A 17,097-nucleotide genomic window follows, 5' to 3' on the forward strand; every position below is an offset into this window, starting at 1 on the left:
GCCCGAACGGGTCTGCGTTCCGTCCGTCTTGCACGGCTCAACGCGGCAGCGCGCCGTCTGCGAGCGGATCGTGCGTGATCAGCCCGAGGATTTCGTCGCTGGCGAAGCCGAGCGACATCGGACGCATCGCGCCGGGCACGACCGCAAGGTCGTAGAGCTCCGCCACCGCGCCGTCGAGGCGGAACCAGTGCACGCAGGCCCCGCTGTCGAGATCGATCACCTGCACGCCGCACCACGGATCGGAATCGGCGTCCGCGAGCTTCTGATCGAGCGCCAGTCCCTCGAAGCGCTGATAGCGCGGCTTCGACAGCCCGACGAAGGCATGGTTGCCGTGGAAGGCAAGCCCGCGCAAGAAGCCGGGGCAGAACGCCAGCACGTGGAATTTGGCCGCGCTACCGCCGGGGCCCGGCTCGACCCAGCCGAGCTCGCCGGTGCCCGAGTTCAGCAGCCAGAGGCGGTCGCGATAGATCCGCGGCGAATGCGGCATCGACAGGCCGCCGATGACGATCTCGCCGGTCTGCACGTCGACGACGACACCGCCGCTGGCGCGCCGGTCACGCCAGCCGTCGATGGTGTCGGACCTGCTCACAGCGGTGACGTAGCGCGGCACGCCGTCCGCCATGGCGAGGCCGTTCAAATGGCAGCGGTCCTCCTTGACGATCGCCGAGATGAACGGCGGCTTCCACAGCGGCGTGAAGCTGTGGCGCTGCGACGGCGTGGCGAGGCAGTTGTAAAGCGTGTTGACGAACACCACGCGCCCGTCCTTGAGAACGCCGACGTCGTGCGCGTCGATCTCGCCGGTGACGTAGGTTTCGCGCGGCACAAAGCAGGCATCGAACACATTGTTGATCTGCTCGCCTGGGTTCAGCACGTTCTTGAACCGCACGATCTGGAACAGCGTCGCCAGCAGCAGGGTGTCCTTGTCGGGAACGCAAATCCCCATCGCCTTGCGGAAGAAGCGCTCGTCGACCATGAGCCCGCCGTCGACGTTCTGCCCGAGCAGGTAGAACTTGCCCGACTGATAGGACGACACCGCGAGCGCGATCCGCTGCGCGCCGAGGAAGCCGGGCAGGCCCGGCGACATGGAATAGGTGACGCGCTCTGCCGCCGGCGTCGACTGCGGCTCGGCAGCCTTGCTCTCTTGCCCGGCGGGCGCGATCTCCGTGCTCGCCGGAGGGGCGGCTGGCGCCGGCCTTTCCTCGTCGTCCAGGACGGATGACGACTCTCGGCCACGCTCGCTCATGCATCTTCTCCCCGTTGGTCCTGACGCACCCTATCAGTCTTTCTTGCCGCTGCACCGCGCACACACCCAGGCGCTGGCGATGTTGAAGGGGTCGATTCGCCATCATTTCCGGCAAAATGCGCGCGCGCGCCCGGCCTGAAGCCCAAATATCAGAATAATGTCAGAAAATAGCGCGCCAGGAGAACCCGGCCGCCATTGTTAGGCTGCGCCCGCTCCGGTAATCTGACCCTCAAGAACTTACCTCGCGTGGGTCGCTCGCTGCCTGTGCCGCAAAGGCCTGGGACTAAAAACTAAAATGAATGGCTAGGCGGCAGGGGTAGGGTCTTGAGTTCTGGAAATGCGAGCGCGTTGCGCCGGCGGGTTCTGCTGTCGGGCACCATGCTGGTGGCCGCGGTCACCGGTTATGGGCGTCGCGCCTATGGCGCTTGCGATCCCAGCGGCGGCTCGACCTACCAGTGCTCGGGCGCCGAAGTCACCACGCAGACGATCAACGCCAACAACGCCAGCGTCTCCACCGTCGCCGGGTTCAGCGTCAACACCGCCGCCGGCCATGCGATCACGATTACCGGTGACGGCGCCCTGTCCTATACCGACACCAACGCCTCGTCGCTTACCGCTGCGGCGGGCTACGCTCTTAATGTTCGCTCCAACGGCGACTTTGCCGGCACGCCCGGCAGCGTCACCATCGCCACCAATGGCGCGCTCAGCGGCGCCGCCGGCATTGTTGGGCAAAACAACGGCACGGGGGCGCTGACCATCACCGCCAACGGCAATGTCACCGGCGCCGGTGGTAACGGCATCTTCGCGCAGAACAACTCCGGCACCGCTCTCACCGTGACCACCGGCGCCGGCACCACGGTCAGCGGCGGCTTCGGCATCCGGGCGCGCAACTTCGGCACGGGCGCGCTGACCGTCACCGCCAACGGCGATGTCACCGGCACCAGTGTTAACGGCATCTACGCGCAGAACAACTCCGGCACCGCTCTCAGCGTAACCACCGGCGCCGGCACGACGGTCAGCGGCAACTTCGGCATTCTTGCGCGCAACTTCGGCACGGGCGCGCTGACCATCACCGCAAGCGGCAATGTCACCGGCACCAGTGTTAACGGCATCTACGCGCGGAACACCGGCACCGATCTCACCATGACCACCGGCGCCGGCACGACGGTCAGCGGCGGCACCAACGGCATTAATGCGCGCCACTACGGCACGGGCGCGCTGACCATCGCCGCCAACGGCGATGTCACCGGCACCGCTGGTAACGGCATCGACGCGCGGAACATCGGCGCCGGCACCACTCTCACCGTGACCACCGGCGCCGGCACAACGGTCAGCGGCACCAACGGCATTTTTGCGCGCCACTACGGCACGGGCGCGCTGACCATCGCCGCCAACGGCGATGTCACCGGCACCAGTGGTGTCGGCATCGACGCGCGGAACACCGGCGCCGGCACCACTCTCACCGTGACCACCGGCGCCGGCACGACGGTCAGCGGCGCCAACGGCATTTTTGCGCAGAACTACGGCACGGGCGCGCTGACCATCACCGCCAACGGCAATGTCACCGGCACCTCTAATCGCGGCATCAACGCATACAGTTCCGGCGCGGGCACCAATCTCACCGTGACCACCGGCGCCGGCACCGCGGTGAGCGGCGGCAACATCGGCATTTTTGCGGACAACCAAGGCACGGGCGCGCTGACCATCACCGCCAACGGCAATGTCACCGGCACCAATGATAACGGCATCTTCGCATACAATTCCGGCGCGGGCACCAATCTCAGCGTGACCACCGCAGCCGGCGCAACGGTGAGCGGCAGCACCAACGGCATTTTTGCGCAGAACTACGGCACGGGCGCGCTCGCCGTCACCGTCGCCGCCACCAGCACCGTGAGCGGCACCAGTGGCTTTGGCATCCAGGCTCGCAGCCGCCCTGCGACCGTGACGGTGGCCGGGACTGTAACCGGCGGCGGTGGCACCGCCATCCAGTTCGACCAGGCGGGCGCCTTCGCCAACCGCCTCGAATTGGTGACGGGCGCCGTCATCAACGGCAATGTGCTCGGCGGCATCGGCACCGACACGCTGGGGCTGAGCGGCACGGGTTCGGGCAGCTTCAATGTCGCCCAGCTCTCCTCGTTCGAGGCCGGCGAAAAGACCGGCAGCGGCAGCTGGACGCTCACCGGCGCAAACGCAGGCATCGGCACATTCGCCGTCAGCGGCGGCACGCTGGCGGTGAATGGCAGCCTGAGCAACGCGGCTTTCACCGTGAGCGGCGGCACGCTCAGCGGCACCGGCACGGTTGGCAACACGTTGGTTTCCGGCGGCACCTTCGCGCCGGGTTCGGGCACGCCCGGGTCATCGATGACGGTCAGCGGCACGCTCGGCTTCAATGCGGCGGCGGCCTATGCCATCAACATCAATCCAACGACATCGTCGTTCGCCAACGTCTCGGGCGTGGCCACGCTCGGCGGCGCGACCGTGAATGCCAACTTTGCGACCGGCAGCTATATCGCCAAGCAGTACACCATCCTGACCGCCGGCAGCGTGAGCGGAACGTTTAATCCGACCGTCGCCAACACCAATCTGCCGGCGAACTTTCACGATACGCTGAGCTACGATGCCACCCACGCTTACCTCAACCTGATCCTGAGTTTCACGACGCCCGCGTCCGGCACCCTCAACGGCAACCAGAACAACGTCGCCAACGCGCTGATCAATTCCTTCAACAGCAACGGCGGCATTCCGTTGACGTTCGCGACGCTGTCGGCGCCCGCTTTGTCGCAAGCTTCCGGCCAGCCGGGTGCGTCAACGTCGCAGGCGGGCATTACCGGGGTAGGGCAGTTCATCAATGGCGTGTTCGACGGCGCCTTCGGTGACGGTCCCGGTCAGGGCGGTGCGACAGGTTTCGCACAGGAAGAGGATAACGCGAACGCCTATTCGGCCAGGCGCAAGCTCTCGCGCGAGGCGAAAGAGGCCTACGCCGCCGTGACGCCGCGCGACCGGCGTGCGCCATCGTTCGAGCAGCGCTGGGCCGTGTGGGCCTCGGCCTATGGCGGCAACAGCCGCGTCAACGGCGACACGGCCGCGGGCACCAACAGCACGACCAACCGGGTCTTCGGTGCCGTTGCCGGGGCGAGCTATCATTTCACGCCGGACACCCAGGCAGGGTTTTCGCTCGGCGGCGCCGGCTCGAGCTTCGATATCGCCAACGGATTTGGCGGCGGCCGCGCCGACGCCTTCAACGCGGCGGCCTATGCCAAGCATATTTGGGGTGCGGCTTACGTGGCGGGCTTGCTCGGCTATTCCTGGCAGGACACGACCACAGATCGCACCGTGACGATCGCGGGCATCGATAGACTGCACGCCTCGTTCCAGGCGCAGGCGCTGGCCACGCGTCTCGAAGGCGGCTGGCGTTATGCCACGCCGATGGCCGGCATCACGCCCTATGCGGCGTTGCAGACCACGACGTTCTATCTGCCGTCTTACGGCGAGACCGCGACCTCCGGCAGCAACACCTTCGCGCTGAACTACGCCTCGAAGTCCGTCACCGCGACGCGCAGCGAGCTCGGCGCGAAATTCGACAAGGCGACGCCGGTGCAGGGCGGCGTCTTCACCCTCAAGGCCAGGGCGGCCTGGGCGCATGACTGGAATACCGACCGCTCCGCGACGGCGACCTTCCAGACGCTGCCGGGCGCCACCTTCAGTGTAAACGGCGCGCTGCCTTCGGCCGACGCCGCGCTGGCGTCGCTCGGCGCCGAAATGAAATGGCACAATGGCTGGACGGTCGCAGGCCGTTTCGACGGCGAGTTCTCCCACACCACCGCCGGCTACGCCGCCAAGGGCAGCGTTAGATACGCGTGGTGAATCGGCGCGGAAACCCAAATATCAGAAAAATTTCAGAACGTAATCGCCGTTAAAGTCCGGGTTCGCATTGATGGGGCGATGCCGGTCCGGTAGTCTGGCGAGGAACCGCCGCCGGGTGGGGCGTACGGCCGCTTGTGCTGCAAAGCATAAGAGTACGGCCCAGGCGGCGGGAGTGGGGGTCTTGAGTTCTGGTCATGCAGGCGCGTTGCGTCGGCGGGTTCTGCTGTCGGGCACCATGCTGGCGGCGGCGACCGTCGGCTATGGCCGCCGCGCCTATGGCCAGTGTGTGCCTACCGTTGCACCGAACTACCAGTGTTCGGGCGCCAATGTCACCGGGCAGTCGATCAACGCCAACAACGCCAGCGTCTCCACCGTCGCCGGGTTCAGCGTCAATACCGCCGCCGGCAATGCGATCACGATTACCGGCGACGGCGCCCTGTCCTATACCGACACCGACGCCTCGCCGCTCACCGCTGCGGCGGGCACCGCTCTTCATGTCCGTTCCATCACCGATTATGGCGCCACGCCCGGCAGCGTCACCATCGCCACCAATGGCGCGCTCAGCGGCTACCGCGGCATTGATGCGCGCAACTACGGCGCGGGCGCGGTGACCATCACCGCCAACGGCAGTGTCACCGGCACCTTTGATTACGGCATCTTCGCGCGAAACCTCAACAGCGGCACCGCTCTCAGCGTGACCACCGGCGCCGGCACGACGGTCAGCGGCGACCGCGGCGGCATTTACGCGCGCAACTTCGGCACGGGCGCGCTGACCGTCACCGCCAACGGCAATGTCACCAGCACCACCGGTTACGGCATCTTCGCGCGGAAGGATTTCGGCACCGATCTCACCGTGACCACCGCCGCCAGCACCACGGTCAGCGGCCGCATCGGCATTTATACGCGCAACGAGGGCATCGGCGCGCTCACCATCACCGCCAACGGCAATGTCACCGGTACCAATGGTCCCGGCATGTTCGCGCGGAACAGCGTCAACGGCACCGATCTCACCGTGACCACCGGCGCCGGCACGACGGTGAGCGGCGGCAGCAACGGCGTTTCCGCGTACAACTACGGCACGGGCGCGCTGACCGTCACCGCCAACGGCGATGTTACCGGCACCGGTGGTCGCGGCATTTACGCACTCAGTTTCGCCCCCGGCACCGGTGTCAGCGTAACCACCGCAGCCGGCACCACGGTCAGCGGCTCTAACAGGGGCATTAACGCGCGCAACCTCGGCACCGGCGCGCTGACCGTCACCGCCAACGGCGATGTCACCGCCACCGGCGGCGGTGGTCGCGGCATTTACGCACAGAATTCGGCCGCGGGTACCACGGTCAGCGTAACCACCGGCGCCGGCACCACGGTCAGCGGCGCCAGCTACGGCATTAGTGCGAAAAACCTCGGCACGGGCGCGCTCACCATCACTGCCAACGGCAATGTCACCGGCCCTGGCAACTCCGGCATTTACGCACGCAATTACGCCGCGAGCACCAATCTGAGCGTGACCACCGGCGCGGGCACGACGGTCAGCGGCACCAACGGCATTCGCGCGCGAAACTCCGGCACGGGCGCGGTCAGCATCACCGCCAACGGCAATGTCACCGGCACCAATGGTCGCGGCATCTACGCGCAGAACTTCGGCACCGATCTCGCCGTGACCACCGCCGCCGGCAGCACGGTCAGCGGCAGCAGCGATGGCATTTTTGCGCGCAACAGCGGCAGCGGCGCGCTCACCGTCACCGCCACCGGTACCGTGAGCGGCACCAGTGGCTATGGCATCCAGGCTCTTGGCCGCCCTGCGACCGTCACGGTGGCCGGCACGGTGAACGGTGGCGCCGGCGGCGCCATCCGGTTCGACCAGGCGAGCGCCTTCGCCAACCGCCTCGAATTGGTGACCGGCGCCGTCATCAACGGCAACGTGCTCGGCGGCACCGGCACCGACACGCTGGGGCTGAGCGGCACCGGTTCGGGCAGCTTCAATGTCGGCCAGCTCTCCTCGTTCGAGGCCGGCGAAAAGACCGGCAGCGGCACCTGGACGCTCACCGGCGCCAACACCGCCATCACCGCGTTCTCGGTCGGCGGCGGCACGCTTCTTGTCAACGGCAGCCTGAGCAGCGCTTTCACCGTGAGCGGCGGCACGCTCGGCGGTACCGGCACGATTGGCAACACTTCAATTTCCGGCGGCACCTTCGCGCCGGGCTCCGGCACGCCCGGCTCATCGATGACGGTGGGCGGCACGCTCGGGCTGAACGCAGCTTCGACCTATCTGGTCAACGTCAACCCAACGACGGCGTCGTTCGCCAATGTTTCGGGCGTAGTCACCCTCGGCGGCGCAACGGTCAACGCCAGCTTTGCGCCGGGCAGCTACATCTCGAAGCAATACACGATCCTGACGGCCGGCAGCATCAGCGGCACCTTTGGCACGCTCGCCAACACCAATCTGCCGTCGAACTTCCATGACTCGCTGAGCTACGACACCACCCACGCTTACCTGAACCTCGATCTGACCTTCACGACGCCGGCCGCCGGCACCATCAACGGCAATCAGAACAACGTCGCCAACGCGCTGATTACTTACTTCAACACGACAGGCGGCATTCCGCTGGTATTTGCGACGCTGTCGGCGGGGAGCCTGTCCCAGGCGTCGGGCGAGTCCGCGACCGGTTCGCAGGCGACCACGTTTAATGCCATGAACCAGTTCATGGGTCTGCTGACCGATCCCTTTATCGATGGCCGCGGCGATGGTCCAGGCGCGGGCGGCACCAGTACCGCCAACGGTTACGCTTCGACGCAAAAGCCTGCTGCCCGCGACGCCTATGCGATGTTCACCAAGGCGGCGCCCGCCGTGTCGTTCGAGCAGCGCTGGAGCGTGTGGGCGGCGGGCTATGGCGGCTCGCAGACATCAGACGGCAATGCTGCGCCCGGCTCCAACACCGCGACTTCGCGCCTTGCCGGCACGGCGGTGGGCGCCGACTATCGCTTCTCGCCGTTCACGATCGCCGGCTTTGCGCTGGCCGGCGGCGGCACCAGTTTTGCCGTCAACGGAATGGGAAGCGGCCGCTCTGATCTGTTCCAGGCCGGAGCGTTCGTGCGGCACAATGTTGGCCCGGCGTATCTGACGGCAGCGCTGGCCTATGGCTGGCAGGTCGTCACGACCGACCGTACCGTGACCATCGCCGGCATCGACCGGTTGCGCGCCGAGTTCAAGGCCAATGCCTTCTCTGGCCGCGCCGAGGGCGGCTATCGTTTTGTCGGCCCATGGATCGGCGGCATCGGCATCACGCCCTATGCCGCCGGACAATTCACCACCTTCGAGCTGCCCGCCTATGCCGAACAGGTTCTGTCCGGCGCCAATACGTTTGCACTCGCGTACGGCGCGAAGAGCGTCACGGCCCCGCGCAGCGAGATTGGTGTGCGCACCGACAAGTCCTGGGCGATGCAGAACGCGATCCTCACGCTGCGCGGCCGGCTGGCGTGGGCCTATGACTACAACACCAACCCCTCGATCGGCGCGACCTTCCAGACGCTGCCCGGCGCATCCTTTGTCGTCAACGGCGCGGCGCAGTCGCACAACAAGGCGCTCACCACAGCGTCCGCCGAAGTGAAATGGATCAACGGCTGGTCCGCCGCCGCGACGTTCGAGGGTGAGTTCTCCGACGTGAGCCGATCCTACGCCGGCAAGGGCGTCGTTCGCTATCAGTGGTAGGCGACTTCCGTTTGTTGGCGCAGTTCGGAACTGCGGACATCGCTAACGATGCCCGATCCTGCGCCGCCCTGTTGTTCTGTTGTCACAATTACATGCAAGCAAGGCCGTCTGCACGGTCGGCTCACAAACCCGCCGTTGAAAGGACTTGGATATTATCGATGAGATCACGCGCGTCTCCGAAATTCTGTCGGAATTTCTGGCGGCGTAGAAAAAAGCAAAATCGATAAGTCCCTGATTTTATGGTGGGCCCGGCAGGACTCGAACCTGCAACCAGACCGTTATGAGCGGCCGGCTCTAACCATTGAGCTACAGGCCCCGCCGCGACGGCCGTTTTGAGGCGGCCGGCAACGGTGCGGGCATCGTTTACAGGGATGATCTCGATCCCGCAATGCCGGGGTTAATCCACCGAAACGCCGGCAAATTCCACAACTTTGCGCCATTTCTCGGTCTCGCCGGCGACGAGCTTGCCGAATTCGGCTGGTGTCATCGGCTTCGGAATGCCGCCGACCTCGGCGAGCCGCGCCACCAGCTTGGGGTCTTTCAGCGCTTCGCCGACCGCCTTGTTGAGGATATCGATGACCTCCTGCGGCGTGCCCTTCGGCACCGAGATGCCGTAAAAGCCGACGGACTCGAAGCCCGGCACGGTTTCGGCGATCGCGGGCACGTCCGGCACCGTCGGCCAGCGCTGCGGGGAGGTGACCCCGAGCGCGCGAACGGTGCCGCCCCGAACCTGTTCGAGCGCCGACGGCAGATTGTCGAAGATCAACTGCACCTTGTCGGAAATGATGTCCGGAAATGCCAGCGCCGAGCCGCGATAGGGCACGTGCAGCATGTCGCATTTGGTCATCGCCTTGAACAGTTCTGCCGACATGTGCACCGACGTGCCATTGCCCGATGACGCATAGGAGATCTTGCCGGGGTTCGCCTTGCAGTAGTCGATGAACTCCTGAACGGTTTTCGCCGGCGTCGCGTTCGACACCACGAACATATTGGTGAGTTGCATGATGCTGGCGACCGGCGCGGTATCGCGCAGGAAGTCAAACGGCAGTTTCTTGTAGAGCGAGGTCGAGATCGCGTTGTTGGGCGCGACGAACAGCAGTGTGTAGCCGTCCGGCGGCGAGCTGATCGCCGCAGCCGCGGCGATATTGCCACCGGAGCCGGTGCGGTTTTCGACCACGAATTGCTGGTTGAAATGGTCCGACAACCACTGGCTCATGATACGCGCGACGATATCGACCGGGCCTCCGGCGGCAAAGCCGATCACCCATTTCACCGGACGGGTGGGGTAATCGGCGGCGGCGGAAGGGGAGGTGTTGGCCACAAAGCTGAAAAGGCAAACCAGACCAAACAATGCTTTTCGCGAAAATCGGATCATTATGCTTCCCGTCATTTTCTTGTTACCGTTGCGGCCATGCTTTCATAAAAGCCCGAGCTTGCCTACAACCTCCAATGCGCGTTGATTGGTCATTCCTCCCGGGAGCAGACTTGCTCTTGAAAACACGCTTGAGGCCAAACATGAAACTCGCTCATATTGTCTGCGCCGGCGTTGTTCTGCTGGCGGGCGGCGCTGCGGCGCAAGACGGAGGCAAGGCCATTACAAGAACAACAATCGGTACCCCGATTAGTCTTGGAACCGCGACACCGGGCGGCGGCTTCCCGGTGTATGGCAATGCGTTTGCGGAAGTCATGAACGCCGCCGATCCGACGCTGTCGATCGAGCCACGCAACACCAAGGGCAGCAGCGAGAACATTCCGCTGCTCGAGACCGATGGGCTCGATATCGCGCTGGTAGCCGGGGAGCCTTCCTACGAGGCCTTCATGGGCATCGGGCGGGCGCCGACCAGGCTGAAGATCCTGACCGCGATGTATTCCAGCCCGGGCATGTTCGTGGTGCGCGCCGACAGCCCCTACAAGACCATTCGCGATCTCGTCGGCCAGCCGGTGGCGTTCGGCGCCAAAGGCTCGGGTCTGCCGATCCTGTCGCGCTACATGCTCGACGGCATCGGGCTGAAGCAGGACGAGGATTTCAAGTCGATCTATCTCGACCGCGCCGGCGACGGTCCGGCCATGGTGCAGGACGGCCGTGCCGCGGCGCTATGGGGCGCGGGCATCGGCTGGCCTGGCTTCAAGAGCATGGCGGAAAGCCCCGGCGGCGCCCGCTTCATCGCGCCCGACGCCGGCGAGATCGCCAAGGTTCGCGCCAAGCACACTTTCCTCAAGCCGTTGACGGTGCCCGCCAACAGCTACCCGAACCAGCCGGCGGCGATCGATTCGATCGGCTCATGGAGTTTTGTCCTCGCGCGCGAAAGCCTGCCGGATGACGTTGCCTATCGGCTGGCGAAGACGCTGCACGGGGCCGAGGGGTCGTTGTGCAAGAAGCTGCCGCAGGCCTGCGAGACGACGGCCGTGAACACGGCCGCGGCCGCGCCTAATGTGCAGCTGATCCATCCGGGCGTGCTGAAATATTTCCGCGAAGTTGGGGTGGTGAAGTGACCGTCGCCTAAGGGCGACGAGTCATTCCGGGGCACGCGAAGCGTGAACCTCAGGTGCGCAATTGCGCACCGGGGAATCTCGAGATTCCGGGTCTGGTCCTTCGGACCATCCCGGAATGACTGCTGCGCAGTCACTTCTTCGCCATCGAGCATGCCGGATCAATGGGCCCGAACGCCTGGTCGCCGGGGATCTTGGCCAGGATCTTGTAATAGTCCCACGGATATTTTGATTCTTCCGGCTTCTTGACCTCGACCAGCCAGAGGTCATGCACCATCAGATTGTCCTCGCGCAGCTTGCCGTTGCGCGAGAAAAAGTCCTCGATCGGCTTTTCGCGCATCTTTGCCGCCACTTTCAACGGCTCGTCGGTACCCGACTCCTTGATGGCGTTGAGATAATACATCACCGAGGAATAGACGCCGGCCTGCCACATCGTCGGCATCCGGTTCATCTTGGCGAAATAGCGCTTCGACCATTCGCGGGTCTTGTCGTCCATGTCCCAGTAGAATGAGGTCGTCAGCAGCAGGCCCTGCGCCGCCGGCAATCCGAGCGAATGAATGTCGGTGATCAGCGCCAGCAACGCTGCCATCTGCTGGCCACCCTTCAAGACACCAAACTCCGAGGCGGTCTTGATCTCGTTCATGTTGTTCGGCGGGCCGGCGGCGATGCCGATGATCTTGGCCTTGGACGCCTGCGCCTGCAGCACGAAGGACGACAGGTCTGAAGTAGCGAGCGGCGGCCTCACCGAACCCAGCACCTTGCCGCCATTGGCGGTGACCACCGCAGCGGCATCGCGTTCGAGCGCGTGGCCGAATGCATAATCGTCGGTGATGAAGAACCAGCTATCGCCGCCGCGCTTCACCACCGCCTGCGCGGTGCCGGCCGCGAGCGAGCGGGTGTCGATCACCCACTGCATCGCGTAAGGTGAGCAGAATTTGCCGTGGAAATCCGCGGCCAGGGTCGAATGCGTGATGAACAGCTTCTTCTTCTCGTTGGCGACGTTCTGCACCGCCAGCCCGACCGCCGAGACCGGCACGTCGACGATCAGGTCGACCTGGTCGACATCGTACCATCGCCGTGCGATGCCGCCGCCGATATCCGGCTTCAGTTGATGGTCGCCGACGATCAGGCTGATCGGCTTGCCCAGCACCTTGCCGCCGAAATCGTCGATCGCCATCTGCGCGGCCGTGACCGAGCCCTGACCGGTCGGCGTCGCCGCCGGGCCGTTCATATCGGTGAGAACGCCGATCTTGACGATCTCATCGGACACTTGTGCGAGCGCCGCTGAAGATACCAGCATCGAAGCGGCAAGCGCGCCCAGCATGGATAGGTTTTTGACGAACATCCCCTCTTCTCCCTGTGCATCGGCACGTTGGCCGTGTGTGTCTTCAGGCGGTTGCTTTCCGCCAATTAGTCCCATCTGCAACTAAAGCCAATTGGTCCCGATTGCAACTAATTTGAGCAGGCGTCAACTTGGTCGAAAGGAGGGGCCGACCGCCAGCGGTATCGGGTTCTGTTTATTTTCGGGCCGATTCAGGGCATAGCGGGCCATGACCCCGAACCAGCGCCTGCCGACTTCGCTTACGCCGCTCGATGTGGCGCTCGCTGCCCTGTTGCACGGGGTCGAGCCGGTAACGCCTGCGGAACTGCCGCTAGCGGAGGCGCTGCGTTGTATTGCCGCCGACATGCCGCCATCGGACGCGTTGCCGCCGCACGACATCGCCGCCAGCGACGGCTTTGCGTTGCGCGCCGGCGATCTCGTCGGCGCGTCGTCCTATTCGCCATTGCCATTGGCGGCGTTGCCGGTCTGGGTCGAAGTGGGTGATGCGATGCCCGACGGCTGCGACTGCGTGCTCGATGCCGATTCCGTCGAGCTATCAGGCCCGATGCCGCAGGTGCTGGCGGAAGCGATCCCTGGGCAGGGCGTGCGCCGGGCCGGTGGTGACATTGCCGCTGGCAGCAGTGTGGTCGAGGCTGGGCGGCGCGTGCTGGCACGTGACCTCATGATCGCGCGGGCGGCGGGAATAGAGCGGCTGAAGGTGCGCCAGCCTCGCCTGCGCCTCGTTAATATTCTCGGCGGCTCGGTGACGTCGGACCTGATCGCGGAGAGCGCGCGCACCGCCGGCGCCGATGTGGTGTCCGTTACCGCTGTTGGCCGCGATGCCGCATCGATTGTCGCGGCGATCGACGTCGGCGCATGCGACCTGCTGTTGATTGTCGGCGGCAGCGGCGTCGGCCGCACCGACGCGACGGTGTCGGCATTGGCCGGGTGTGGCGAGGTTCTCGCCCATGGCATCGCCGTGCAGCCCGGCCGCACCTCGGCGGTGGGCCGCATCGGCAACACGCCCGTGGTCGTGCTGCCGGGCGCGCCTGATCAGGCGTTCGGGGCGTGGTGGACGCTGGCGTTGCCCGCACTCGACCGGCTGTCGGGGCGGCGGCCGCGCAAGACGCTCAACCTGCCGCTGGCGCGCAAAATCGCCTCCGGGGTTGGCATTGCGGAAGTCGTGCTGCTGGAGCGAAAAGCGGACGCCTGGGTGACGCTGGCGGTCGGCGAACTGTCGCTCGATGCGATCGCCCGCGCCGAGGCCTGGTTAACCGTACCGGGCGGCGCGGAAGGATTTGCTGCAGGGAGCGGCGTCGATGGCTATATGCTGCGGGAATGATATGGATGCCGGCATGACCCGTACACCCTCGCCGAAAGACCGTGAACCCGTCGATCAGGACCAGTTCTTGATCATCCTGTCGCGCGAGGAAGCGTTGGCGCGGTTTGAAGCCGCGTTGTTTCCGCGCGCGGTGCCCATCGAGCGGTGGGCGCTCGCGGATGCACTCGGCTGCGCGTTGGCGGAAGATATCGTGGCACCGATCGATGTGCCGCCGTTCGATCGTTCCAACGTCGATGGTTTTGCGGTGCGTTCCGCCGATCTCGCTTCCGCCGGTGAAGCAACGCCGGTGCGGATGATGCTGAACGACGAGGTGATCGCCTGCGGCACCGCGCCGACGCGGCCGGTGCTGTCGGGCACCGCCACGTCGATTGCGACCGGCGGTCCGGTGCCACGCGGCGCCGACGCCATCGTAATGGTCGAGCACACGCAGCCGGCGGGAACCCGCGTGATCGAAATTCGCCGCGCCGCTTCGCCCGGTCAGTTCGTGTCCTATGCCGGTTCCGACATCGCGCGCGGCGAGGCGCTGCTGCGCGCCGGCACTATGATTGGCTCGCGCGAGATCGGGATGCTGGCAGCCTGCGGTATCGCGCAAGTTGCCGTCGCGCGCCGGCTGCGTGTCGCCATTATCTCGACCGGCGACGAATTGGTGCAGCCGGGTTCGCCGCTGCGCCCGGCCGCGATCTACGACACCAATGGCGCGATCGTCACCGCGGCGATGTCGGAGAATGGCGGCGAGGCGATATTTCTCGGCGCCATTCCCGACGACGAGGCGCAGCTTGAATCTGCGATGCGCAGTGCGCTGCAAATCAGCGACATGCTGGTGCTCTCGGGCGGCACCTCGAAAGGTGCGGGAGATGTGACCCACCGCATCATCGCGCGGCTCGGCAAGCCCGGCATTATTGCGCATGGCGTCGCGCTGAAGCCGGGCAAGCCGCTCTGCCTCGCGGTTTGCGACGGCAAGCCGGTGGTGATCCTGCCGGGATTTCCGACCTCGGCGATGTTCACCTTCCACGACATGATCGTGCCGGTGCTGCGGCGCATGGCGGGCCTGCCGCCGCGTTTGGACGCCAAGGTCAGCGCCAGAATTCCGGTGCGGATCGCCTCCGAACTGGGGCGCACCGAATTCGTCATGGTCTCGCTGGTCGAGGGAACGGACGGTCTGATCGCCTATCCCACCGGCAAGGGCTCGGGCGCGATCACCTCATTCGCGCAGGCCGATGGTTTTCTGCGCATCGAGGCGCTGGCCGACCAGATGCCGGCAGGCACTGATGCCGAAGTGACGCTGTTCACGCCGCATGTGCGGGTGCCGGATCTCGTGATCGTCGGCAGCCACTGCACCGGGCTCGATCTCGTCACCGCGCCGCTGGCGCGCACCGGGCTTTCGGTGCGATCGATCGCGGTCGGCAGCCTCGGCGGACTGGCGGCGGCCAAGCGCGGCGAATGCGATTTTGCGCCGATCCATCTGTTCGATGACAAGACCGAAACCTACAACACGCCTTATCTCACCGACGGACTTGAACTGGTGCCGGGCTGGCGGCGGATGCAGGGCATCGTGTTCCGCAAGGGCGATGCGCGCTTCGAGGGCCTGGGCGCCGAGGCCGCGGTGCGTGCGGCGCTCGCCGATCCCGCCTGCATCATGGTCAACCGCAACCAGGGCGCCGGCACGCGCATCCTGATCGACCGGCTGCTGGCGGGTGCCAGGCCCGACGGTTACTGGAATCAGCCGCGCTCGCACAACGCGGTCGCCGCCGCCGTGGCGCAGCATCGCGCCGACTGGGGCATGACCATCGCGCCGGTGGCCCATGCGTCCGACCTGGGTTTCATTCCCTTTGCCGAAGAGCATTATGATTTCGCGCTGGTGACGGCGCGCAAGCAGCGGGCGGCGGTACAGGCTTTCCTCGACGCGCTGGCGTCGGAAGAAGGCCGCGCGGCGCTGGAAAGAGCCGGGTTTCGACCGGCCTGAATGGCGGGGAGGCGATGACGCGGCGTCTTTCGATTGCAATCATAGGCGCTGGCATGGGCGGCCTCGCGTCATCAGCGGCGCTGCGCCGGGTCGGCATCGACGTCTCCGTCTATGAGCAGGCCTCGCAATTCGCGCGATTGGGCGCCGGCATCCAGATCGGCTGCAACGCCATGAAGGTGCTGCGCGGGCTGGGGCTCGAGGAAAGATTGCGCAGTCAGTCGTTTTACCCGCGCTCCTGGAACAACCGCGACTGGCGCACCGGCGAAGTCAAGTTCGACATGATTTTTGGCGAGAGCGCCGAACAGAAATTCGGCGCGCCCTATCTGCTGGCGCATCGCGGCGATTTGCATGCGGCGCTGGCGAGCGCCGTTCCGGGCGAACACATCAAGCTGACCCACAAGCTGGTTGGGCTGGACGAGACCAGCGACGGCGTCCGACTCTCTTTCGCGAATGGTGAAACCGCGATCGCCGACGCCGTCATCGGCGCCGATGGCATCCACTCCGTCGTCCGAGACATCCTGTTCGACACTTCGCCGGTGCACTTTACCGGGCGCATCGCTTACCGAACCACTTATCCGGCTGCGTTGCTCGGCGGCGAAAAAATCGACGACTGCACCAAATGGTGGGGCGAGGACCGGCACATCGTCATCTACTACGTCAAGCCGGACCGCAGCGAAATCTATCTCGTCACCAGCCAGCCGGAACCGGAGTTCCGGATCGAGTCGTGGTCGGCCAAGGGCGACGTCAGGGAATTGCGCAAGGCTTTTGCGGGCTTCGATCGCCAGGTCGAGCAGGTGTTGGGCGCCTGCCCGGACGTGCACAAATGGGCGATCGTCGATCGCAATGCGCTGGAACGCTGGGGCGAGGGCAACGTGACGCTGCTCGGCGACGCCTGCCATCCGATGACGCCCTATATGGCGCAGGGCGCGGCGATGGCGATCGAGGACGCCGCCGTGCTGTCGCGCTGCCTCGACGGCGTCGAGCGGGATGGCGTGCCAAATGCGTTTCGAAGATTTGAGGCAACCCGCAAGGAGCGAACCGCGCGGATCCAGCAAACCTCGCGCACCAATACATGGCTCAGCGGAAAGACCGATACCGATTGGGTCTATGGCTACGATGCCTGGACCGTGCCGCTGGCGGCGTAGGGACGACGTGGAGAGAGCTG

Annotated in this window: 9 protein-coding genes and 1 tRNA gene; 6 read left to right on the plus strand and 4 right to left on the minus strand. The window is 65.5% G+C overall.

What is annotated here, in order from left to right; genetic code table 11:
• Positions 1 to 37: 37 nt before the first annotated feature.
• Positions 38 to 1,243 carry a TIGR03032 family protein gene (locus JQ597_RS20860; protein WP_212266074.1) on the minus strand — a complete coding sequence of 402 codons (1,206 nt, stop codon included), beginning with the start codon at positions 1,241 to 1,243 and terminating at the stop codon, positions 38 to 40.
• Between the two features lie 324 nt (positions 1,244 to 1,567).
• Here JQ597_RS20860 and JQ597_RS20865 point away from each other — a divergent pair, with 324 nt between their 5' ends.
• Positions 1,568 to 5,107: an autotransporter outer membrane beta-barrel domain-containing protein gene (locus JQ597_RS20865; RefSeq protein ID WP_212266075.1), complete on the plus strand. Its 3,540-nt coding sequence runs from the start codon at positions 1,568 to 1,570 to the stop codon at positions 5,105 to 5,107.
• Positions 5,108 to 5,288: 181 nt separating this feature from the next.
• Complete coding sequence (locus JQ597_RS20870) at positions 5,289 to 8,816, plus strand: autotransporter domain-containing protein (protein ID WP_249148062.1); 3,528 nt, start codon at positions 5,289 to 5,291, stop codon at positions 8,814 to 8,816.
• A 240-nt stretch (positions 8,817 to 9,056) separates the two neighbouring features.
• Here JQ597_RS20870 and JQ597_RS20875 read toward each other — a convergent pair.
• Together JQ597_RS20875 and JQ597_RS20880 are read right to left on the minus strand one after the other, a co-directional pair.
• Positions 9,057 to 9,132, minus strand: a tRNA-Ile gene (locus JQ597_RS20875).
• An 81-nt stretch (positions 9,133 to 9,213) separates the two neighbouring features.
• Positions 9,214 to 10,191 (minus strand): Bug family tripartite tricarboxylate transporter substrate binding protein, encoded by a 978-nt coding sequence (locus JQ597_RS20880; RefSeq protein WP_249132825.1) that lies wholly within the window; start codon positions 10,189 to 10,191, stop codon positions 9,214 to 9,216.
• A gap of 140 nt (positions 10,192 to 10,331) precedes the next feature.
• Between JQ597_RS20880 and JQ597_RS20885 the strand changes: the two genes are divergently transcribed.
• Entirely contained in the window at positions 10,332 to 11,309 is a 978-nt protein-coding gene (locus tag JQ597_RS20885; RefSeq protein WP_212266077.1) for a TAXI family TRAP transporter solute-binding subunit, read from the plus strand.
• A 130-nt stretch (positions 11,310 to 11,439) separates the two neighbouring features.
• Here the strand turns inward: JQ597_RS20885 and JQ597_RS20890 are convergent, their stop codons facing one another.
• Positions 11,440 to 12,651, minus strand: a complete 1,212-nt coding sequence (locus JQ597_RS20890; RefSeq protein WP_212266078.1) for an ABC transporter substrate-binding protein — start codon at positions 12,649 to 12,651, stop codon at positions 11,440 to 11,442.
• A 205-nt stretch (positions 12,652 to 12,856) separates the two neighbouring features.
• Here JQ597_RS20890 and JQ597_RS20895 point away from each other — a divergent pair, with 205 nt between their 5' ends.
• From JQ597_RS20895 to JQ597_RS20905, 3 genes are read left to right on the plus strand one after another with little or no spacing between them, the layout of a single operon-like run.
• Positions 12,857 to 13,969 (plus strand): molybdopterin-binding protein, encoded by a 1,113-nt coding sequence (locus JQ597_RS20895; protein WP_212266079.1) that lies wholly within the window; start codon positions 12,857 to 12,859, stop codon positions 13,967 to 13,969.
• 13 nt (positions 13,970 to 13,982) lie between these two features.
• Complete coding sequence (locus JQ597_RS20900) at positions 13,983 to 15,932, plus strand: molybdopterin biosynthesis protein (RefSeq protein ID WP_212266080.1); 1,950 nt, start codon at positions 13,983 to 13,985, stop codon at positions 15,930 to 15,932.
• Positions 15,933 to 15,946: 14 nt separating this feature from the next.
• Positions 15,947 to 17,077, plus strand: coding sequence for an FAD-dependent monooxygenase (locus JQ597_RS20905; RefSeq protein WP_212266081.1), 1,131 nt, complete (start codon positions 15,947 to 15,949; stop codon positions 17,075 to 17,077).
• The last annotated feature ends 20 nt before the right edge of the window (positions 17,078 to 17,097 follow it).

This window comes from Bradyrhizobium sp. AUGA SZCCT0177 (assembly GCF_018130125.1).
Taxonomy (GTDB): domain Bacteria; phylum Pseudomonadota; class Alphaproteobacteria; order Rhizobiales; family Xanthobacteraceae; genus Bradyrhizobium.